The 22,172-nt window shown below is 40.9% G+C and carries 22 protein-coding genes and 1 pseudogene; 20 read left to right on the top strand and 3 right to left on the bottom strand.

Annotated elements, in window-relative coordinates:
- Positions 1–125: 125 nt before the first annotated feature.
- The 9 genes from H8744_RS04710 to H8744_RS04670 all read left to right on the top strand — a co-directional run bounded on the left by H8744_RS04710 (position 126) and on the right by H8744_RS04670 (position 6,664).
- The gene (locus H8744_RS04710; protein ID WP_262433725.1) at positions 126–305 is read left to right on the top strand and encodes a hypothetical protein; all 180 of its coding nucleotides are present in this window, start codon (positions 126–128) and stop codon (positions 303–305) included.
- A 272-nt stretch (positions 306–577) separates the two neighbouring features.
- On the top strand, positions 578–2,098 hold the full coding sequence (locus H8744_RS04705; RefSeq protein ID WP_262433724.1) for a DUF4372 domain-containing protein: 1,521 nt from the start codon (positions 578–580) through the stop codon (positions 2,096–2,098).
- 40 nt (positions 2,099–2,138) lie between these two features.
- The gene (locus tag H8744_RS04700; RefSeq protein ID WP_262433723.1) at positions 2,139–2,408 is read left to right on the top strand and encodes a hypothetical protein; all 270 of its coding nucleotides are present in this window, start codon (positions 2,139–2,141) and stop codon (positions 2,406–2,408) included.
- Positions 2,392–3,600, top strand: a complete 1,209-nt coding sequence (locus H8744_RS04695) for an RHS repeat domain-containing protein (RefSeq protein ID WP_262433722.1) — start codon at positions 2,392–2,394, stop codon at positions 3,598–3,600. Before H8744_RS04700 ends, H8744_RS04695 begins: the two co-directional genes overlap by 17 nt.
- Positions 3,601–3,709: 109 nt before the next feature.
- Positions 3,710–4,120, top strand: coding sequence for a DUF3997 domain-containing protein (locus H8744_RS04690; RefSeq protein ID WP_262433721.1), 411 nt, complete (start codon positions 3,710–3,712; stop codon positions 4,118–4,120).
- A gap of 103 nt (positions 4,121–4,223) precedes the next feature.
- Complete coding sequence (locus H8744_RS04685) at positions 4,224–4,478, top strand: hypothetical protein (RefSeq protein ID WP_262433720.1); 255 nt, start codon at positions 4,224–4,226, stop codon at positions 4,476–4,478.
- Between the two features lie 218 nt (positions 4,479–4,696).
- Entirely contained in the window at positions 4,697–4,951 is a 255-nt protein-coding gene (locus tag H8744_RS04680) for a hypothetical protein (protein WP_262433719.1), read from the top strand.
- A gap of 244 nt (positions 4,952–5,195) precedes the next feature.
- A complete protein-coding gene (locus tag H8744_RS04675) occupies positions 5,196–5,576 on the top strand; it encodes a hypothetical protein (protein WP_262433718.1) in 381 nt (126 codons plus the stop codon).
- Between the two features lie 50 nt (positions 5,577–5,626).
- Positions 5,627–6,664, top strand: a complete 1,038-nt coding sequence (locus H8744_RS04670) for an RHS repeat-associated core domain-containing protein (protein ID WP_262433717.1) — start codon at positions 5,627–5,629, stop codon at positions 6,662–6,664.
- A gap of 653 nt (positions 6,665–7,317) precedes the next feature.
- On the opposite strand, the pseudogene H8744_RS04665 reads toward H8744_RS04670, so the two are convergent.
- Positions 7,318–8,040, bottom strand: a pseudogene (locus H8744_RS04665) (transposase).
- Between the two features lie 10 nt (positions 8,041–8,050).
- Between H8744_RS04665 and H8744_RS04660 the strand changes: the two are divergent.
- The 5 genes from H8744_RS04660 to H8744_RS04640 all read left to right on the top strand — a co-directional run bounded on the left by H8744_RS04660 (position 8,051) and on the right by H8744_RS04640 (position 13,772).
- Positions 8,051–8,338: a hypothetical protein gene (locus tag H8744_RS04660; RefSeq protein WP_262433715.1), complete on the top strand. Its 288-nt coding sequence runs from the start codon at positions 8,051–8,053 to the stop codon at positions 8,336–8,338.
- Between the two features lie 353 nt (positions 8,339–8,691).
- Positions 8,692–8,907 (top strand): DUF6132 family protein, encoded by a 216-nt coding sequence (locus H8744_RS04655; protein ID WP_262433714.1) that lies wholly within the window; start codon positions 8,692–8,694, stop codon positions 8,905–8,907.
- 12 nt (positions 8,908–8,919) lie between these two features.
- A complete protein-coding gene (locus tag H8744_RS04650) occupies positions 8,920–9,954 on the top strand; it encodes a TQO small subunit DoxD (RefSeq protein ID WP_262433713.1) in 1,035 nt (344 codons plus the stop codon).
- A 21-nt stretch (positions 9,955–9,975) separates the two neighbouring features.
- Positions 9,976–10,458, top strand: a complete 483-nt coding sequence (gene trxA, locus H8744_RS04645; protein ID WP_262433712.1) for a thioredoxin — start codon at positions 9,976–9,978, stop codon at positions 10,456–10,458.
- Positions 10,459–11,246: 788 nt separating this feature from the next.
- Positions 11,247–13,772, top strand: a complete 2,526-nt coding sequence (locus H8744_RS04640; protein ID WP_262433711.1) for an alpha-L-arabinofuranosidase family protein — start codon at positions 11,247–11,249, stop codon at positions 13,770–13,772.
- Between the two features lie 151 nt (positions 13,773–13,923).
- Here H8744_RS04640 and H8744_RS04635 read toward each other — a convergent pair whose 3' ends face one another.
- Entirely contained in the window at positions 13,924–14,712 is a 789-nt protein-coding gene (locus H8744_RS04635) for a hypothetical protein (RefSeq protein WP_262433710.1), read from the bottom strand.
- Positions 14,660–14,935: a hypothetical protein gene (locus H8744_RS04630; protein WP_262433709.1), complete on the bottom strand. Its 276-nt coding sequence runs from the start codon at positions 14,933–14,935 to the stop codon at positions 14,660–14,662. Before H8744_RS04630 ends, H8744_RS04635 begins: the two co-directional genes overlap by 53 nt.
- A gap of 520 nt (positions 14,936–15,455) precedes the next feature.
- Between H8744_RS04630 and H8744_RS04625 the strand changes: the two genes are divergently transcribed.
- From H8744_RS04625 to infB, 6 genes are all read left to right on the top strand, one after another.
- Complete coding sequence (locus tag H8744_RS04625) at positions 15,456–15,914, top strand: HU family DNA-binding protein (protein ID WP_262433708.1); 459 nt, start codon at positions 15,456–15,458, stop codon at positions 15,912–15,914.
- A gap of 126 nt (positions 15,915–16,040) precedes the next feature.
- The gene (locus H8744_RS04620; protein ID WP_369411053.1) at positions 16,041–16,136 is read left to right on the top strand and encodes a smalltalk protein; all 96 of its coding nucleotides are present in this window, start codon (positions 16,041–16,043) and stop codon (positions 16,134–16,136) included.
- Between the two features lie 210 nt (positions 16,137–16,346).
- Positions 16,347–17,033: a hypothetical protein gene (locus H8744_RS04615; protein ID WP_262433706.1), complete on the top strand. Its 687-nt coding sequence runs from the start codon at positions 16,347–16,349 to the stop codon at positions 17,031–17,033.
- Positions 17,034–17,285: 252 nt separating this feature from the next.
- Positions 17,286–17,753, top strand: a complete 468-nt coding sequence (gene rimP, locus H8744_RS04610) for a ribosome assembly cofactor RimP (protein WP_262433705.1) — start codon at positions 17,286–17,288, stop codon at positions 17,751–17,753.
- Positions 17,754–17,755: 2 nt separating this feature from the next.
- A complete protein-coding gene (gene nusA / locus H8744_RS04605; RefSeq protein ID WP_262433704.1) occupies positions 17,756–19,015 on the top strand; it encodes a transcription termination factor NusA in 1,260 nt (419 codons plus the stop codon).
- Between the two features lie 45 nt (positions 19,016–19,060).
- Positions 19,061–22,147, top strand: a complete 3,087-nt coding sequence (gene infB, locus H8744_RS04600; RefSeq protein ID WP_262433703.1) for a translation initiation factor IF-2 — start codon at positions 19,061–19,063, stop codon at positions 22,145–22,147.
- Positions 22,148–22,172 lie beyond the last annotated feature (25 nt).

Raw genomic sequence — 22,172 nt, 5'->3', positions numbered from 1 at the left:
TAGGAGGAGGATTTGAGAAATTGTAATTCATCGAATTAAACATTTTATGGATCAAGTACGGAATTTGCCTCCTGGCAAATATAAAGTGGTAAATGGTGAAATAATTTCTGATTAAAATATCTTTTATGAATCCTATTAAAACAACTTTCATTACTTTGGTAATATGGGCAATATTAACTGTGGTATATGTTTATATTGCTGAAAAAATATGTGGAGGAGATGCCTTGACTATCTTATTTTTCTTTTATTATTTAGCCCCTTTTGTGGGGTTGATTTCTTTTATCATTAGTATCGTTTTTGGGTAAGTGGACATAAAACATTAGTTGCTACAATCTTAACTGTTTTAATTACATGGATATTATATATTCTCATACATATACGATCGCTTTTCGTATAGGATGTCATAAAAATATTTATTGACTATTTCCGGTGTTCGTTTCTTTACTTTTATTTAAATTCAACGATAAAAGAAAAGAGATTATAATTAATTTATATTCAATAGTTTCTAATGATTTGTCAATTTTTCAATAGAGAATCAACGTTTTTGGTAGATGTAATCTTCTTATTTAGAACCATCATGCCAACTGGAAAGACTGTTTTTGCTCAAATCATGGATCTTGTCCCTGATTATGAACTTGATAAATATAAAGGAGACCACAAAACTAAGAAGTTCACTTGTTGTGACCAGTTCATGGTAATGAGTTATGCCCAGTTCACAAGGAGTTCTAGTCTTCGAGTAGTGGAAACTACTCTTACTGCATTCTGCTCTAAGCTTTATTATTCAGGATTGCCCCCCATTTCTTATAATCCCTTGAACCTTCCTAACCAAGTGACGTTCTCGGCCACAGAGGAAGGCTCAAAGGAGATTTCTTACCATTATGACGTTTCCGGTTTCAAGCACCGTGTCGAACATATCACCCCCGTCACTTCGTCCCTAGTTCCCATGGTTTCTCCTTCGCTTCCGGGCGGCATCATCATCGGTGGCAAGGGTAAGAAGTACATCAATACCACCACCTATTGCGGGAACATGATCTACAGTTCGTTGTCAAGAGACAACGGCACATCGATGTCCCTTCTGGAAGATGGTTTGGAACGTATTCTGACGGAGGATGGCTATATCACCCTGGACGGTACTGCCCCTGTCTACCATTATTTCCTGAAGGATCATCTGGGTAACGTCCGTGTGGTAATGAACGAGGACGGGAAGACGGTTGAACAGTCTAATAACTATTACCCTTTCGGTGGCATTTTCAACAGTAAGGGGGACGGTGAGCAGCCATACAAGTTTAATGGTAAGGAACTGGAAACGATGCACGGGTTGAACTGGTATGATTACGGTGCGCGAATGAAAGACGATTGGTTCTTTCCCACACCGGATCCTTTGTGTGAGAAGTATTATTCGGTGAGTCCGTATGCGTTCTGCAATAATAATCCGATCAACTGCATAGATCCTGACGGGAATGGCTGGTATCGCCACAATGAGACTGGGAGTTATTTTTGGCAGGAAGGTGAAGAGTCTTTGGAAGGGTATACATATGTAGGTTCTCAAGTTTCCATACAAATGGGCAAGGATTCCTATTTCAATGCATACCAGAACGCTGGTGTGATAGCTACTAAACCGGTAAATGCCTTTGAATTTATATATTCCAGTAATAAGTTGCAGAACCAGTTCCTAGGCAAGGACAGTCCACTTTCAGAGAATTCTAAATCAGAATTATTCAATAAATTGAATAATCGGGAAAATCATGAATTAGGATTGAAAGTTGGGCAAACATTATTGACATTAGAAGCACTAATTAGTGGAATTGAAGCTGTTGGTGCAATAACTACATTAGGAAAGGTAGGAACAATAGAAGGAACTAAAGTTGTAAATAATGTAATTAAAGGAATAAAAAAGCATGCGGCACAGCAGATTATTACGAGAGGCTTTAAACCTGCCGATATTATAAAAATAGTAAAAGAAGGTAAGGTCACACAAGGTGTAGTGCGATATGGATCACAAACTCGATACACATTAGGTGGAAATACGGTAGTTATAAATGAAAAAGGGGAAATAATTACACTATTTAGTAACGCTTCTGGTACACCAAAAAAGTAAATGAAGGTTTACTTATTCCCTTTAAATAAATCAAGAAAATATGAATGAAATTTTTGAAAAGATAAATAACATTTTGGCTGAATGGGATCCTATCGGAGTTGGTGTAAAAATCGCATCGGATGAATATAGAGGATATATTCCCAAGATTCTCCATTTTATTCAAAATCGTCAGGAGCTGATTAATTATCTTGAGACAATGTTAGTGGACGATATAGGTTTAAGTTATGATCCTCATAATAGAGAACATTTTGAAGATTTACAAAAGGTGTGCGATAATTTGATGCAAGTTTATCATGATTCAAAAGAATGATTGCCTGAATCTCCCGAATGACATCGCTTTTCTGTGTGATGGCAATCCCCGTAGCATTTCTTACGGTTATGATTCCAACAGCTTAAGACGCAGTGTCACGCACGTGACCGCCTATGGGTTTATTTTCACCCCGATGGCTTCCTTTCCCTTGCTAAACATTCCAATCAAAAAATTGCCCGACTGCTACATAACCACCACCAAAAATTGCGGCAACCTCATTTATAATTGTGTCAGTAAGGGCAGCGGTTTTTTCGTGACCACACCTGATGTAAGCCTTGAACGCATTCTTACTGAAGAAGGTTATATCACTATGAATGGTGACACCTCCGTCTACCATTATTTTCTTAATGATCATCTGAGCAATGTCCGTGTCGTTATGAACGAGGACGGTGCGACGGTTAAACAATCGAACGGCTATTATCCTTTTGGTGGTATTTTTAAGAACAAGGAGGATGGCGAACATCCCTTCAAGTTTGGCGGTAAGGAGTTTGACCCCATGCACGGATTGAACTGGTCTGATTTCGTTGCTCGTATGAGGGGTAATTGGCGGTTTATGTCGATTGACCCGTTGTGCGAGAAGTATCATTCGGTGAGTCCGTATGCGTATTGTCTGAATAACCCTGTAAAATTTGTTGATTCAAATGGATTGTCCCCAATTTATGGAATTGATGGCGAATTTTTAGGAACAGATGATCATGGTATTTCAGGAGCTGCATTAGTTATTGATAAAAAAGACTTTTCTCAAGGAATGTCACAAGCGGACGCACAAAAAGTGTTATATGCTGGCGAAACGACTAAAGAAGCACGTATAAAAATGGATGAACATGTAGCCGGGATACCTAATAGACCAGATTATGATGGAGTTGTAACAATTTCAGAAGGAATTGCATGGGCGAAAACACATCCTGGAGCAATGGATAATCCTACTGCTGACAACACATTGTATCTAGATGCATCTAAAATAAATTTCGGTAACTTGAGTGTGAAAAATATAGGATTAAATGAAGGGGGAAAAGGTGATGTAAATTTATTCAATTTTGTTAATTTTGGCAATGCTGAATCTAGAGCTTCAACCTATGCTTTAGGTAACACTCAAATTCAACTATTAGATGCTTCAAAAGGAACAGTCAGATTGTTTACGGATGGTTATGATTGGGATTATTATAATCCATTAGTAAATGGTAAACCATAAGGAACTCGTGATAATTTAATGTATTGGGAAAGAAAGAGGATAGGAGTGGATGACACTCATGGTTTTCCTCTAATTATGTATGGAGTAGGGAAAATTAAAACCAAATAAAATGAGAAAAATAATTTGTGCATTTTTGGGGGGCTTTATTGTATTAAGTTTAGTTGTTGTGTTATTAGTTTATCCGATATTCATTAGGATAGATGATAGCATTGACTTAGGGAGTGGATATAGATATATACAAGACCATCCTCAATCAATTATTCATCATGCTTCAGAAAAATATAAAGGTACAGGAAATGAAGTTATACCTCCTCTAGTTTTGGAATATAATTATAATGAAAGTTTTATTATTGCAAAAACAAAAGATATAAAGACGAAAAATACAATCTTTTGGATTGTTGAAAAGTCAAAAATGAAATCTGAAATTTATTTGGATTTTATTGAATTTTGTAAACAGGTAAAAGATAGGAATATTAATTTAATATTAAAATCAAATTATAATAGAATTGGGGATTTCTGATTGGAATTTTGTTGTAAATTCTCATTCGAAGACGGTGTAATATTTATATAAAGTACCGGGGTGTACATATAAATTATTAATAATCCATTTAAACCAATAAAATATGAATGATCATTATTGTAGAGTTTGTGGCTTATATTTAATGGATAAGCCATGGGGAGATGATGGAGAAACTCCCACATTTGAAATATGTCCATGTTGCGGTGTTGAATTTGGTAATGAAGATTATACGTTAACTTCGATACGTAGATATAGAATACAATGGTTGGAACAGGGCACACCTTGGTTTGATATTACAAAAAAGCCAAAAGATTGGAAGTTGGTAGAGCAGTTACAAAACATTTCTGAATTCCTTTAAGTCAATAGTTCGTTAAGTTTTGAATTAACATAAAAAAGTAGGTCAAGTCCTGCTTATTTATTAAATTATGGACTACTACATCCTAGAATGATGAACCATACGGAATTTGACATTGGGCAATTTGGAGAGGTAGTTATAAATCCACAAACAGGAAAAATTATATCAGTAAATCCTACATTTACTACTAAAGCTATAAAACTTTTAAAACAACTAGGACAATGATAATTAAATTAAATCGAGATCAAATGGATTATTTAAATGATAATCTTTTTGAAAATAGGGAAGACTTAATTTTAAAGTTAAAGATAAATAAAGTTGGAAATTGCTTTTGGATTGAGTTGGATAATGTTACTTCAAATGAGATAAGAGATTGGGCTAATTTGCAATTACAGTATAGAGGATTTGATGCAAATTATGAGCTGACAGAGGAGGGTGAAATCTTAGATAAATTGATTGATACTTTACTAGAATGAAGCCTGGTGAAAAAATACGTTGTCATATAAATCTCGCATTTTAATATTCCAAAAGGTGTATGCGTTTAAATGTAATGAAAAAAGTGGTTAGTCAATTTGGTGGAAGGGTCAGAATGGATTTGCACGGAGTAAAAGGTACAGGTAAAGTGCCACATGTATACGTTGAAGGCCTAGGAAAAAGTATTGAAGCCAAGCATATATGGATAGAATCCGGAGTTAAATAATTAAAAGTATAATATGTAGTATGAATAACTGGAATTGTATTGTTAGATTTTTATGTTCTTTCTTCAATGTATTTGATGCATATATAATTGAAGTAAGAATACGAAAAGATGAAGTCGAAGGGGTAATTATGTATACTGATGATGATATGCAAAGGTTTGTATGGCATTATTCTAATTTGAACCATCTGAAAATGGCTACTGAACTTTTGGACATCTTGAAGCAAAAAGAATGGATTTCCATTGATAAAATTATAGTTTCAGAAAAGGAACTTATTAAATATTTGGAGGAGATAGGATGGAATATGGATGATATTAATAATGTTCTTTTCTTCCTTGTTTCACTTAATATTAATATGATTGATGAAGGAGAAGAAACTGATATGTTCTTTGTTCATTTCTAGTTATCCTATCATTTGCCGGAAAGGAAGTTTAAAGCAAAACGATGGGAGGTATGCTCAAGAGAGATACCTCACCACCATTTATTACAGTAATATCATTTATAATAGCGCAATCGTGGATAATGGCTATGACTTTGCTCGTGAAGTATTTCAACTGCATCCTTACGGAAGATGGCTATATCACCTTGGGCGGTACTAGCCCCATCTACTATTACTTCTTAAAGGATTATTTGGGCAACGTCCGTGTGGTAATGAACGAGGACGGGAAGACGGTTGAACAGTCTAATAACTATTACCCTTTCGGTGGCATTTTTAACAGTAAGGGGGACGGTGAGCAGCCATACAAGTTTAATGGCAAGGAACTGGAAACGATGCACGGGTTGAACTGGTATGATTACGGTGCGCGAATGAAAGACGATTGGTTCTTTCCCACACCGGATCCTTTGTGTGAGAAGTATTATTCGGTGAGTCCATATGCTTACTGCTTAAATAATCCGGTAAGATTTGTCGATCCCGGGGGAGATTCTGTTCGAGTTTATACGGAAACTCATGCTACAGGACACACTTGGATAAGTGTTGGTGAAGGAAATAATATGGTTGTCTACAGTTATGGTCGATATAATGGAACAAATAAAGGTCCTGATGGGAGTTTTAACTCTTTGGCAAATGGTCCTGGAGTTCTCTTAAAATTGACAGGAGATGAAGCAAAAGCTTATAATAATGATAAAAGTGAAGATGGAATGTCCGTATTTGTTGTGGCAGACGTAACCGATGAGATCATAGCAACTGCTATGGATAAAAAATTTAATTCATCTGCCATAACTCCTGATAAAGGAATATATAAAGATAATCCTTCTGCACATGTGATAGATGAATATAATTTGACAAGTAATAATTGTACTACTGTCGTTTCTGATGTTTTAAATGAAAGCGGATCGAATGCTTTAAAAGGGAATATTCTACAACAAAGTAGTTCATTCGGTACGTATTCAACGATTCCTGTAACTAAAAGATTTATACTTCCGGTATTAATGCAGAACTATTTAAATAAAATATCCAAAGCTGGAAGTATAATCCATAAAACTAAATAAATTATGAGATGGTTTAGAATTATATATTTTATAGTCTCTATTGTTATACTATTAATAATTGCTTATGCAATTATTAATAGTATGGTAAGTTTCAAATACGAGATAGAGGAACCTCCAAAATTGGATAACATAGACATAGGGTTCGCTGTTGGTTATTTAAAATCTCAAATAACATGGTTATATTGTTTTGGATGTTATGTAGCAATAAATGTTATATTCTTATCAAGTTCAATATTTCTAAAAAAATAATTGATAATGAAAACAATGGTTGATACAGGCATACTTTGGTTTGATTCTACAATTAAGTCAAAAGATGGAAATTAGTAGAGCAATTACAAAATGTTTCTGAATTTCTTTAAAAGCAATAGTCCCTTTTTATGATTTTTGCATGGCTTGGATTTTTTTATTATATTCAAGTTATTGATTGTTGTGCTTCAAGTACAACACTACTATTATATTTTCACTTATGGAGACATATGAAACGTTTTTAGAAGTAGTACCCGAACTGTTTTACATGAATTTGGTCATCCCACAGGATTGTCTCATGAAAGTGCAACAGGCTGGAGCAATTTGATGAGATCGGGAAAAATTGCTACAACTGTTACACTAGAACAACGTAAGATAATGATAATTAACGTGAATTCGATATAACATCAGAAGATTTCGAGCTGTGAGTCATTGATAAAATTCACATTTATGACTGGCTTCTTCTCAGAGAAGCAATAAGCAGAAATTACTGAAAGGGCGTTTACAATGAAATTGTTGAATGATCGGTGTTTGGAGTGTTCAATCTGTGGGATGCTCATCAATTCATCGTTGCCTGTTTCTATCAGTGCCCTTGTGAGAAGCTGTATGACATTAAGGAAGAGATTCTTAGAGAACGCCTGTCCGATATATTCCTTATCGGTGCATAATTTCCCTTTTATATTTGCCAGAAAGTCCCCTTGTCTTAAAGGTTCACGATCATTCACATTTCCAGGAGTAAACATGAAGTTCTGTATTTCTCCTTTGTTGTTGATGATCAAGTGAAGTTTAAACGCGAAGAACCATCTCATAGGACATTTCCCATACTCGGCAAACCCCTCAAAGTTTTTGTGAATTAGTATCCGCTGATTGCAGCGGACGCGCAGGGGAGTCGAATCGGCAAAACTGATACCTGTGTAGATCCCCAATAGGACTTTTTGATAAAAATGGTCAAAAGGAACAGCACCTCCTTTTCTAATTCCACAAAGCGATTATAGGATACGCGCTCGGGAAATAGGATTTTCAGGTGTTTGCAAACATATTCTTTGTGTTTTTCCTGTTATAATGCAAATTCCTTGCAAAAATTCATCTACCATACAAAAAATCTCTGTAATTTTAGCCTCTGTGAACATGGTATTGACAATGAAATATAACGAACACCAATTAAGACTTTTGTGCGAGATGCTTGAATTTATAGAGGCTTTTCGTAGGGGAGAATTATCATATTATTTGCTTGTTGGTAACTTAGAAAGTGCTTTAGATGCGGGGGAGTTCAAAAATGAAGAAATGGTTGAATTATGGTATGATTATTGGGGACCTCTAGAGATTTGGAATGCTACAAAAGGGGATAGCGTAATTATTGAAGATGTTAATCCTGATTTATCTAATATGGAATCATTCTTAAAAAGAATTCTTTCAGAAGTCCAGTAATTGAAGGGATTATGAGAATTTGGTAGTGGTAAATTTGTAAATGACAATGATCTGTTTGCCGAGATCAAAATGAAAAAATGGGTTGATACTCCTTTCGGAGATAGTATTGTCTGTTCTTTTAGATTTGATTCAGATGGAATTTTAAAATTTATATATAAAACAGAAGTGTCTAGTCTGTAAAATAAAAGATTTATCTTTTGGATGTGTGTTGATTGAACGATTAAGAGCCGAAGATAAGTCATACCGTTTGGAGTTTTCTATTCTTTTAATAATAAAGAATGTTATCTGAATGAAACTTTCCAGTGGAAAATTGTTTTATTGGAAAGCAATCATTAAAAATACCCGTTAATAACATGGTTAAAGCATTTTTCAAGAAGAATTGGCTCACATTTGCAGGGCTTGCAATAGGAGCGATAGGAGGTTTTCTGTACTGGAAGTATGTGGGTTGTACTACTGGTACTTGTCCCATAACCTCTTCACCCGTAAACAGTACCCTTTGGGGAGCTTTGATAGGCGGACTCCTGTTTAATCTGTTCAAAACAGGCAGTGAATCGAAAAAGATAAATTAAACATTGCATGATATGGCAACATCAAACGAACAAGAACAATCCAAAGCCTACATCCTTGCAGGCATGTTTACCCTTTCACTGCGGCTTGTAGTCGGTTGGACGTATTTTTCCGCTTTTTGGCGGCGGCTTGTTCTCGAGAATAAGTTGCTCCCGGACGCACCGGGGTATATCGGTGAAAAGTTCAACCATTTTCTCCCTAACTCGATAGGCATCCGCCCGGTTATTGAATATCTGGTATCTACACCGGATTTGCTATGGTGGGCTATGGTAATCTTTACATTGGTCGAGGGCATTGTCGGTTTGCTCTATATGTTCGGGTTTTTCACCCGGCTGATGAGCATAGGCGTGCTGAGTCTGGCAACCGGCATTCTTCTTGGATCGGGATGGCTCGGCACTACTTGCCTGGATGAATGGCAGATCGGTATATTGGGTGTTGCCGCAGGTTTCACCATTTTCTTGTCCGGTGGTGGTAAGTTCTCGGTGGATTATCTGGTTGAACGCAAGTTCTCCCTACAAAAGAACGCTCGTTGGTTGGTATGGCTTACGTCCGGTGAGCTTCCGGTCAAAGTCAAGCGGTTTGCCGGGATCAGCGTGCTGGGTACGGTGGCTATCTTCATCCTGACGTTGTATACCAATCAGGAATTTCATAACGGTGTTTGGGGACCGTTGCACAACAAGTCCGTTAAACCCAAAATTGAAATATCTGATGCCCGTTTGGAGAACAACTCCCTGTCATTTGATGTTTATCGTGTGGAAGGTGCCGATGTGTATGGTTCGTTCCTTATTGGTATAAGCCTGAAAGATGCGGACGGAAACGTGATCTTGGAAAAGGACGGTGAAGAATTGGCAACCTTCCCGGTTGCTAATATCCGTAATAAGTACGTAGCCCGTGTCGCTCCGGGAAAGCACAGTCTGGTGATCCCTCTCGGAAGCAAAGCGACACTTACGGTCGATGATCCCGTTTTATCCGGTCTGTCTCAGGGAAATTACGAATTGGTATTGACTGACATCAGCGGCATTACCTGGACAAAAGAGATCGTACATTAATAATTTAAAAAAACTGGAAAAATGAAAAAGAGTATTCTTCTTTCCTTTCTGTTTGTAGGATTGTTTGCATTTGCATCCTGCAATGGGACATCCGGAAATAAACAGGCAGCCGCTTCGGAAACGGCGCAGACAGATAAAGCTCAGTCGGGAACCATTCATCTGACACGGGCAGAGTTTCTGACAAAAGTGGCGGATTATGAAAAGAATCCGAATGAATGGAAATATCTAGGTGATAAACCGGCCATTATCGATTTCTATGCCGATTGGTGTGGCCCTTGCAAGCTGGTGGCTCCATTGCTCGAAGACTTGTCTAAAGAATATGCAGGGAAAATTTATGTCTATAAGGTAGATGTCGATAAAGAGCCGGAACTGGCACAAGCTTTTGGTATTCAGAGCATCCCGACTATCTGGTTCGTACCCATGAAAGGTAAGCCCCAGATCAGTATGGGAGCGTTATCGAAAGAACAATTGAAAGAGTATGTGAATAATGTCCTGTTGAAATAGGTTTTATTTTATTTTTTCTCTTAGTGGAAGGAGGGATGTCTTACGGGACATGCCTCCTTCTTTGTTGTATCAGTTATAGATATCTATCGCCCTGTCCGTTAATATTCATCACAATACTCATTAATACCTATCGCGGTAACTTTTAATTCTCAGCATGATGCTCTTTAATGCCTGACAAACATGTAATCTGTATAGTAATATCTTTTCGGTACAAAGCATTGTAAAGCTTCGCACATAGATGTTGATTATTGCTCGTTTCCCGAAATAGAACTTAACGGCACTGAACTCTCAAATAGCAGAAAATCAAACGATAAAATAGTGAAAAAGTATCTAACGGAAGGAAAACAGAAATTCAAAATGTAACATTTAACCCCGAAAATGTTACATCCGGTACACATAGCATAGCACAGCATAGCATAGCAAAGCATAGAAGAGAATAGCAAAGAACTCCCCCTTCTTGTTCCCCCCCCCCGAGGGGAAAGATACCGGCAGAGCCGGAGTGGAGGAAGGAAAAGAAAAGAGAAGGAGGAGATTTTTCTGAAGAAGGTTGAAACCGCACACCCCTGCGGTCACAAAACGGCATCTTTTCCCTATGCCGGATATCCAAACTTAGCAGATTGGACTGCTAAAGGATCAGCAACCGAATTTTCGTTTTTTCATATCAAAAAATACGCCCCAGTTGTCCTCCATCAAGCGTCCTTTACTTGAAGAATTATTAGTTTTTTTCATTCCGACCCGGAAAAACCAAAACCGTTTTAGTATCTTTGGGCACTCAAATTTTAAATAGTATGCGACAAGACATTAAACAATTAGTAAGTATCTTTTTAGGTCTGTTCCTTCTTCAGACCTTATCGGCACAAGAGGTTAGCCGTGTGGAAATCAACCTTGGAAAGCGCGGAGCTAAAATCCCTTCTTCGCTTTATGGAGTTTTCTTTGAAGAAATATCAGGATCGGGTGATGGCGGACTGTACGCGGAAATGGTTCGTAACCGTGGATTCGAAGACGGTGTGCTGCCCACCGGATGTACGCTGGATGCGGATGGATTCGCAGCCGCCCCGCACAAACATTGCTACTCCAATGATTCCATTAACCGTTTTCGTGTGCCTTGGAGTCCCGACCGTTTCATGACCGGATGGCGGACACAATATGCCGATGGTTCGCAAGCGGCATCTACCATTACAGACGAATTCCCGCTCAATTCCGCCACTCCTCATTCACTGCGTTTGGACTTGAAATCAGCTTATCGGGAAGTCAGTGCCGTGAATACAGGCTATTGGGGAATGGCTGTGGAAGCAGGCAAAAACTACAATCTCGAATTTTATGTTCGTGCCGAGGAAACTCCCGGATGCCGTGTGGCAATTATCACTTCCAGCGGAAGAACGGTAGCACAGAAAGAGATTAAGCTCACTGCCGATGGTCAATGGCATCGCTATACCGCCACTTTTACCCCCTCCGTGACAGGAGACGATTGTAGCTTGAACCTTATTTTCCCCCCTAAGGGACAAATCTGGCTCGATTATGTTTCCCTTTTCCCGCAGGATACGTTCAAAGGTCGTCCGAACGGGTTGCGCAAAGATGTCGCCACCGCCATTGAACAGATGCACCCCGCATTCATCCGCTGGCCGGGCGGTTGCATCGTGGAAGGTCTTACGCTCGAAAACCGTGTGAAATGGAAAGAAACGATCGGTGATCCCGTGAAACGCCCGGGAGAATATAACTTATGGGGATACCGGAGTACGTATGGTTTCGGATATCATGAATTCCTTCAGTATTGCGAAGATATCCATTCGGATGCCATGTTCGTATGCAATGCAGGTATGGCATGTCTGTTCCGCAACGGTGACTATGTGCAGGGAGACGAACTGGAACCCCTGATACAAGAAGCCCTCGATGCCATCGAATACGCCATCGGAGATGCCAAGACTACCAAATGGGGCGCAGAACGGGCAAAGAACGGACATCCCGAACCTTTCCCGTTGAAGTACATAGAGGTAGGCAATGAAAACGTATTCTCCCGCTATGCCGAGAATTACAATCGTTTTCATAAGGCTATCAAGGCAAAATACCCGCAATTGACCGTCCTCACGGCACTGATGTTCAGCAAAGACGTGAAATCACTGGATAAAGTGGAAGTAATCGACCCGCATTACTACGAGACAGCCGATTGGTTCTATAACAATGCGGACGTGTACGATAAGTTGCCGCGCAACCTTCCCTACAAAATCTACATCGGAGAGTATGCGGCCGTGGGACGTTCCAATCTTTATTCATCCCTTGCCGAGGCAGCTTTCCTCACCGGGGTGGAACGTAATGCCGACAAGGTGCAACTGGTTTCGTATGCTCCCTTACTGCAAAATGCCCATTTCGGACGCGGACATCTCATCGTGTTTGACAATAAGCAGACGTATGGCCGTTCCAATTACCATATCGTAAAGCTCTTTGCCGAAAACCGTCCGGACGTAAATGTGCAGACCCGTATTACCGGTGAGCAAACCGCTGTTCCCTATTCCCCGAAAGGATTTATCGGACTGGGTACAGTGAATACGGCAGCCGAATTCCGTGACTTGAAAGTTGTCAGTGACGGACGTACGGTCTATGCTACCGATTGGAGCGACTTTGCCGAAAAATGGAAACCTTTGCGGGGAGAATGGAAAGTTGAAAACGGTGTATTAAAACAACCCGTAGCAGCTCACGAAGCCCTCCTCCGCCTGAACGACCTCAACGTGGGAGATTGTACCATCACCCTCAAAGCCCGGAAGACGAAAGGAAGCGAAGGTTTTAGAGTGATCTTCGGGATGCAGGATGAAAACCATTATTTTATGGCCGACATGGGCAGCCACTCCAACGAATCGGTTCTTTTCAGGGAGATCAGCGAGAAAGGTTCCGTATCCCTCTTTGATTACCGCAACCAGGAGCCGATCCTGAAAGACCATTGGTACGATGTCCGCATCGAAATCCGCGGTAATAAGTGGAAGTGTTACCTTGACGGGCAGCTTAAATATGCTTATGATTATAACATTGTCAATAAGCACTATGCCGTAGCCGGAATCGACCATGACAAGAACGAACTGGTTGTGAAGCTCGTTAATGGACGGACCGAACCTTGGAATACCACATTGGCGTTGAAGGGAAGGAATATAAAGGCGGGCGAAGCTCTCCGGATCGACCTGACATCAGACTCCATCAATGATGAAAATTCGTTTGAGAATCCCGAGAAGATATCAGGACGTGAGTCTACTATGAGGATCGACGGGCGGAATGTCCCTCTGGAATGCGCTCCCAATTCTCTCACAATCATACGAATCCCGTTATAAATAAACGGTAAGTTAAGAAGATAATATTTGACTGGAACCTATAAGCGCAATCTTTCTCTTTTGCAAGGAATCGATTTCAATCGAAAGAGAAAGATTGTCCTTATAGGTTTCACTGTGTCTGACCCTGTTTTTATCACCCTACACAAATATGTTACAACAAATATGCTGCTATTTCGGGTGATAACGCGATGCTTTGATCTTTGCGGATAATGATGAAGTTGGCATTAAACAATGCGTTGATTATCTCTTTATAAGTCGATATTCCCATCCCTTCAAGGCGTTTCAACGCTGGCCATCCGTGCTGTGACGTATATTGCAGGAGTTGGTGTACGGTCTTTATGTCCAGCTTATGTAAGATGCGGCATGCCCGCTCGCTGACAATCTGTGACAAGTCGATCTTGGTAGGATAATCTGTGTCATATTTGCCAAACAGCAGTGTCATCACTTGCTTGCGATATGTGGAGATTCTTTCTGGGTTTTTCCCTAACTCTTCGAATATTTGCCCGTATCTTGTCGTAACCTGGTCGTACGTCATTTTATGACGTTCGGCTACTTGTACAATCGGCTCTCCCAAAGAGATGGAGACGAATATGTCACGGTCGGAACCATCCGTAATCAGTCCACCGAGTTCCCTGATGATGATTTTGTAAAGCGGTTCAAAAAGTTTCTGGGTTTTTAGCAGATAAAGATTATCATCAAGTTGTGAGAGGAGGATGTCTCGTTCCTGTTCCTTTTCTTTGATCATTTTTTCTAAAGAATCGCTTTTCATTCCTTTAGTCCGTTTGATATCCAGAAAGCGGATCAAGTCCTCTTCATCGAGCATCACGACATTGTCTACGGTTGACGATGTGATGTAACCTAAACATTTCCATCCACGCAGAGTGGATTCAGGAATGCCGTATTTCTGCGACATTTGCAATATTGAGTGCCAGTTTGCCATAAGATATATATTGTATTAAATTGTGAGTATTTTGTTTGCAATGGTTTAGAAGCTGTCTCATCTTTTTCTTCACCATGCGGTGAAGATTCTTTAAGTGGGGGGAGAAAGGATAGCAAGGAATCTCGGTAAGTGATTCCGCAATGTAATGATTGGTTCCTAAAGCCGCACCGGTCAAGCTGGCTGTTGGTTTCACGATTTTTTCATGATCACTTTGTTCGTACATTGTTCTTACAACGCTGTACAATGTTTTTTTGTTTGGCCTTTTCATTCCTTTTGAATATTAATGACCGTCCGCTTTCTAATGTGTGCCGCACATAAAAAAGAAGTCGGGCGCTGAGTTCATATTTATCCAGACAAAAGGTACTACCAATACCCCATGGTTTAATAAATATGTTCACACGCCCGACCCTACGTCGCACGCATGAAACAGATTTATTGAAACCATGTTTTTTGTTTATAATAAAGTTGGTAGTTTTTTTGTCTGCAAAAAACGTTTCAATCTGCCGCATTTCTCTTCGGCTTTCAAGAGACAAAGATAAGTGATTTATTGGAGATTGCAAAAAAAACGATGGAAATGAGTGGGTTACTGCCTTGATTCTTTTCTGTATTACCGAATTAATAAACTCATTAAGGCACTTTCTTTGAAACGATAGGCTATATGGGCGCATACCCGTATCTTTGTATTGTCATTAAGCTTAAGACATAACTAACTGATTTATTCACACAAAAAAACATGTATTATTATGCCAGTATTGTATCAACCATTTCAGTCCTCTTTGAAAGACAAAAACGGAAAACAACTATTCCATCCCCGCGTAGTTCGTACGGGAACTGTCAACATCTCGCAGATAGCCAAAGAGATATCCGCTTATTCCTCCCTTTCTCCCGGTGATGTGAAAAACACCGTTGAAAACTTGGTAACAGTCATGACGCAGCATCTGCAATCTTCGGAAAGCGTGACATTGGACGGCTTCGGAACTTTCCGCATGGTCATGAGATCGCGGGGAAAAGGCGTGGATACATCCGATGAAGTATCCGCAGCGCAAGCTTCCCTCACCGTTTGCTTCCAACCGGCATCTACCCGCAATCCGGATCGTAGCATGGCTACTCGCTCATTGGTGACGGGTGTGAAATGTCTTCGTTTCGACCGTGCCGAGACGGGCAGTGATGGGGGCGACCACGGAGAAGACCCGACTGTATAGCCTCCTGTGATTTGATAGGAGAAGAAATCTAAGACGGTCTGTCGAAATCGGTATCGGACTCGTATGAAGAAAACGTGGAAATATTTTATAATTTAGAATCAGAAAGGAGGTAAGTGATTTATGGCAATAAAGAAATCGGTATGGGATGTACTCCTGAAAGTGATTATCGCTGTAGCTTCGGCTGTAATGGGTATCTTAGGCGGTAACGCGATGAACCTTTAAGCGACGCGGTTGTTTATTATAGGTGATATGAAAAAAACGGTAATTTAAGAATGAAGGACGTACGCTTTCAAAAGTGTACGCCCTTCTCTTTGATTTTGACTTATCGTTTTTTAGCCTTATATTTGCACACCTAAAGCTTTTCCATTGTTATTGGATTGCAAAGGTCCGTTCCGGAGAAGCTTTTTTCATTGAAAAACACATTTTTATCCCATGAAAAAGAGCGATGCCCTATTCATTTTGTTAGTGGTAGCCCTATTCCTGCCATTCATCCTCAGTGATACCATTTATGAGTGGTATAAGTCATTCAACGCTTCGCACGGCATGTTGATGAGTTTCATCAAGTTCGCCATCCTCTCTACTTTAGGAGAGTCACTCGGTTTGCGCATCAGCACGGGAGCATATTACAACCGTACTTTCGGCATTATCCCCCGCATGGTCGTTTGGGGATTTTTAGGTATGGGCATCAATATGGCAATGATTATTTTCTCGAAAGGTACTCCTGTGTTCTTGGAGTATTTAGGTATGGATCATGCTGCCAGCCTTATGAACGGTGAACTTTGTTTCCCTAAATTCCTTGTGGCGCTCGCCATATCCGTGGCCATGAATTCCATCTTTGCCCCTGTCTTTATGACATTGCATAAAATAACGGATACCCACATCAAAGATTGTGGCGGTTCCATCAGGACCCTCGTCACCCCCATTCCTATGACACGCATTATCACAGGACTGAATTGGGCGGTCTTGTGGGGCTTTGTATTCAAGAAGACCATTCCTTTGTTTTGGTATCCGGCACATACCATCACTTTCCTGTTGCCCTCGGATACACGAGTGTTGTTTGCAGCCTTCTTGGGCATCATATTGGGAGTGTTGTTGGCAATTGCTGCAAGAAAGAAATAAGGAGGCTGAATGTCTTTTTATGATTTTAGGTGAAAGCATGGATATTAAGAGCAGTAAAAGGGCCAATAAAAACTTGGTCTCTTGTATATGGCATTCATGTAAAACAGTAATATCATTGCCATATAGTCGTTAAATCTATCTTTTTTTCTCTAATATTTTGTAGTCGAATAGATTATTTATATCTTTGCACCCGAAACGGATGAAAGGTGGAGGGGCGATTAAGCTCCTTTTTTTGTTCTTAATAGCTAATCAATGATAGAAAAAAAAACTGTTTGTCAGATTGTTGAAGAGTGGCTGAAGGGGAAAGATTATTTTCTGGTCGAAGTAACCGTAAGCCCGGATGACAAGATTGTGGTCGAAATTGACCATGCAGAAGGTGTTTGGATTGAAGATTGCGTGGAGCTGAGCCGCTTCATCGAATCGAAGCTAAACCGCGAAGAGGAGGATTATGAACTGGAGGTCGGTTCAGCAGGAATCGGACAGCCATTCAAAGTAGTACAGCAATATTACAACCATATCGACAGAGAAGTGGAGGTTCTTACGAAAGACGGACGTAAGCTGACCGGTGTGTTGAAAGATGCCGATGAAGATAAGTTTGTCGTGGCTGTACCAAAGAAGGTGAAAGCAGAAGGAGCGAAACGTCCGAAAATAGTTGAAGAGGATGAAACCTTCCGTTATGATGATGTAAAATACACTAAATACTTAATTAGTTTTAAATAATTATGGCCAAGAAAGAAGAAACAATCAGCTTGATTGATACATTTTCGGAATTTAAGGAACTGAAAAATATCGATAGAACAACGATGGTAAGCGTACTCGAAGAGTCGTTCCGTAGTGTGATCGCGAAAATGTTTGGCACTGATGAAAATTACGACGTAATTGTGAACCCGGATAAGGGTGACTTTGAAATATGGCGTAACCGTGAGGTAGTGGCAGACGAAGATTTGACCAACCCGAATATGCAGATCTCCTTGACGGAAGCTCAGAAGATCGATGCTTCTTACGAAGAGGGTGAAGAGGTGACGGATGAAGTGATCTTTGCCAAATTCGGTCGTCGTGCCATCTTGAATCTTCGCCAGACATTGGCTTCTAAAATTCTTGAGCTTGAGAAAGACAGTATTTATAATAAATATATTGATAAGGTAGGTACCATCATCAACGCAGAAGTATACCAGATATGGAAAAAAGAGATGCTGCTGCTGGACGATGAAGGAAATGAATTGTTGCTGCCTAAGACAGAACAAATTCCGGCAGACTTCTATCGCAAAGGCGAAACTGCCCGTGCCGTAGTGGCTCGTGTGGACAATAAGAACAATAATCCTAAGATTATCCTTTCGCGTACCTCTCCGGTTTTCCTGCAACGTCTGTTTGAAATGGAAGTGCCTGAAATTAACGATGGCCTGATCACCATAAAGAAGATTGCCCGTATTCCGGGCGAACGTGCGAAGATTGCCGTTGAATCTTATGATGATCGTATCGACCCCGTAGGAGCCTGTGTAGGTGTGAAGGGAAGTCGTATCCATGGTATCGTACGTGAACTTCGCAATGAGAATATTGACGTGATCAACTATACGTCAAACATCTCTTTGTTTATTCAGCGTGCCCTTAGTCCGGCAAAAGTTTCTTCTATCCGTCTGAACGAAGAAGAACGCAAAGCAGAGGTTTTCCTCCGTCCGGAAGAGGTTTCGCTGGCTATTGGTAAAGGCGGTTTGAATATCAAACTGGCCAGTATGTTGACTGAGTACACCATCGACGTGTTCCGCGAATTGGATGAAGCTGCGCAGGATGAAGATATCTATCTGGACGAATTTAAAGATGAAATCGACGGATGGGTAATCGATGCTATCAAAGCTATCGGTATCGATACGGCAAAAGCTGTATTGAATGCACCTCGCGAGATGTTGATTGAAAAGACGGACCTGGAAGAAGAGACGGTGGACGAGGTATTACGTATTTTGAAATCGGAGTTTGAAGAAGAATAAGAAATCCTTCTTTCAATAAGCTCCATTTATTCATTAAATTAAAGTATGACGATAAGGTTAAACAAAGTTACAAGAGATTTGAACGTAGGTATTTCAACGGTAGTTGAATTCCTGCAAAAGAAGGGGTATACCGTTGAGGCAAACCCCAATACCAAAATTACCGAGGAGCAGTATGCTGTACTCGTGAAAGAGTTCAGCACTGACAAAAACCTTCGGATTGAATCGGAGCGTTTTATCCAGGAGCGTCAGAACAAGGATCGTAACAAGGCATCGGTATCTATCGATGGTTATGAGAAACAGCCCGAGAAGCCGAAGGCGGAGGATGTTATCAAGACGGTTGTTCCTGAAGATGCACGCCCGAAGTTTAAACCTGTCGGAAAAATTGATTTGGATAAACTGAATAACCGGAGAACTGAAAAGGAATCTGTAAAAGAACCTGCAAAGGAATCGAAACCACAACCGCAACCGAAGCCACAACAGCCTGTTGCCGTGGCTGAGGAGAAAAAAGCAGATGTGGTGAAACCAGTTGTTGTAGAAACTAAGAAGGAAGAAGTGGTTGTTCCTGCTCCCAAACCGGAGCCGGTAAAAGAACCGCAACCTGTGGTTGCTGAACAACCCAAGTCGGCTATGGAACAACCGAAGCCGGTCATAGAAGAAAAAAAGGTGGAAGAAGTAAAAAAAGAAGAGCCTAAAGTGGAACCTACCCCTGTGATAAAAGAGGAGAAAACAGAACAGAAGCCTGTTGCTCCCGAGGTAACTGAACCTGAGAAAAAGGAAGACGATGTGTTTAAAATCCGTCAACCGGAGTTTGTCTCTAAGATTAATGTAATCGGACAAATCGACCTTGCTGCGTTGAATCAGTCTACTCGTCCGAAGAAGAAATCGAAAGAAGAGAAGCGGAAAGAGCGGGAAGAGAAAGAAAAGGTTCGGCAGGATCAGAGAAAGCAGATGAAAGATGCTATCATCAAGGAAATTCGCAAAGATGATAACAAGGCTGCGAAGGGAGGACCTAAGGATGCTTCTGCAGATGCAAATGCAAAGAAAAAGCGTACACGTATCAATAAGGAGAAAGTCGATGTGAACAATGTTGCTTCCAATTTTGCCCATCCTACTCCTAACAGTGAACGCCCGAACAATAACCGTGGTGGAAACAACCAGGGTGGTGGACAAAACAGGAATCGTAACAATAACAACAGAGACCGTTTCAAGAAGCCGGTTGTAAAACAGGAAGTGAGCGAGGAAGATGTAGCTAAGCAGGTAAAAGAGACATTAGCTCGTCTGACTACAAAAGGAAAGAATAAAGCTTCCAAATATCGTAAAGAGAAACGTGAAATGGTTTCCAACCGTATGCAGGAGTTGGAAGACCAGGAAATGGCAGACAGCAAAGTATTGAAGTTGACCGAATTTGTGACTGCCAATGAGTTGGCAACCATGATGGATGTATCTGTCAACCAGGTTATCGCTACCTGTATGAGCATTGGTATGATGGTTTCCATCAACCAACGTTTGGATGCGGAGACAATCAATCTGGTAGCAGAAGAATTCGGCTTCAAAACAGAATATGTAAGTGCCGAGGTTGCCCAGGCAATCGTGGAAGAGGAAGATAATGAAGAAGATTTGGAACCACGTGCCCCCATCGTTACGGTGATGGGACATGTTGACCATGGTAAGACATCATTGCTCGACTACATCCGTAAGGCCAACGTTATTGCAGGTGAAGCCGGAGGTATCACGCAGCATATTGGTGCATACCACGTTTCGCTGGAAGACGGACGTAAGATAACATTCCTTGATACTCCGGGACATGAGGCGTTTACGGCCATGCGTGCCCGTGGAGCGAAGGTTACGGATATTGCCATCATCATTGTTGCCGCTGATGACAATGTGATGCCGCAGACGAAGGAGGCCATCAACCATGCAATGGCTGCGGGTGTTCCTATCGTGTTTGCAATCAATAAAGTGGATAAGCCGACTGCTAATCCGGACAAGATAAAAGAAGAGTTGGCAGCTATGAACTTCCTTGTTGAAGAATGGGGAGGTAAGTATCAGTCACAAGATATCTCTGCCAAGAAAGGTATCGGTGTTAATGATTTGATGGAGAAAGTGTTGCTCGAAGCGGAAATGCTTGAGCTGAAAGCGAATCCGAATCGTAATGCTACCGGTTCTATCATTGAGTCTACCCTTGACAAAGGACGTGGTTATGTCGCTACCGTATTGGTATCCAACGGTACGCTGAAGGTTGGTGATATTGTTTTGGCAGGAACCAGCTATGGCCGTGTAAAGGCAATGTTCAACGAACGTAACCAACGCATCAAACAAGCCGGTCCGTCAGAACCTGCATTGATCCTTGGTCTGAATGGCGCACCGGCCGCTGGTGATACATTCCATGTAGTGGAGACCGATCAGGAAGCACGTGAGATTACCAATAAGCGTGAACAACTTCAACGCGAACAAGGACTGCGTACGCAGAAGATCCTTACATTGGATGAGTTGGGTCGCCGTATCGCATTGGGTAACTTCCAGGAATTGAATGTGATCGTCAAAGGTGACGTGGACGGTTCGGTAGAGGCATTGAGTGACTCGTTGATCAAGTTGTCTACGGAACAGATTCAGGTGAATGTTATTCACAAGGGTGTGGGACAGATTTCAGAGTCCGATGTATCCTTGGCTGCCGCTTCGGATGCCATTATCATCGGTTTCCAGGTACGTCCTTCGGGTGCTGCCGACAGAATGGCGGAGAAAGAAGGAGTGGATATCCGCAAGTATTCGGTGATCTACGATGCTATCGAAGAGGTGAAAGCGGCTATGGAAGGTATGTTGGCACCGGAAGTGAAAGAGGTGGTAACTGCAACCATTGAAGTACGCGAAGTATTCAATATTACCAAGGTCGGTACGGTTGCCGGGGCGATGGTGAAGACCGGAAAGGTGAAACGCAGCGACAAGGCTCGTCTGATCCGCGACGGTATTGTGATCTTCTCGGGTGCAATCAACGCATTGAAACGTTTCAAAGACGATGTGAAAGAAGTCGGAACCAATTTCGAATGCGGTATCAGCCTTGTGGGTACGAACGACCTGAAAGTAGGCGATATGATCGAAACCTATGAAGAAGTAGAAGTAAAGCAAACGCTATAAGTTAGTTGAGAGTTGAGGGTTGAAA

The organism is Jilunia laotingensis, assembly GCF_014385165.1.
In the GTDB taxonomy this organism is placed as follows: Bacteria; Bacteroidota; Bacteroidia; order Bacteroidales; family Bacteroidaceae; genus Bacteroides; species Bacteroides laotingensis.
Note: the sequence above shows the minus strand (reverse complement) of the source record. Positions and strands in the feature narration are given on the sequence as shown.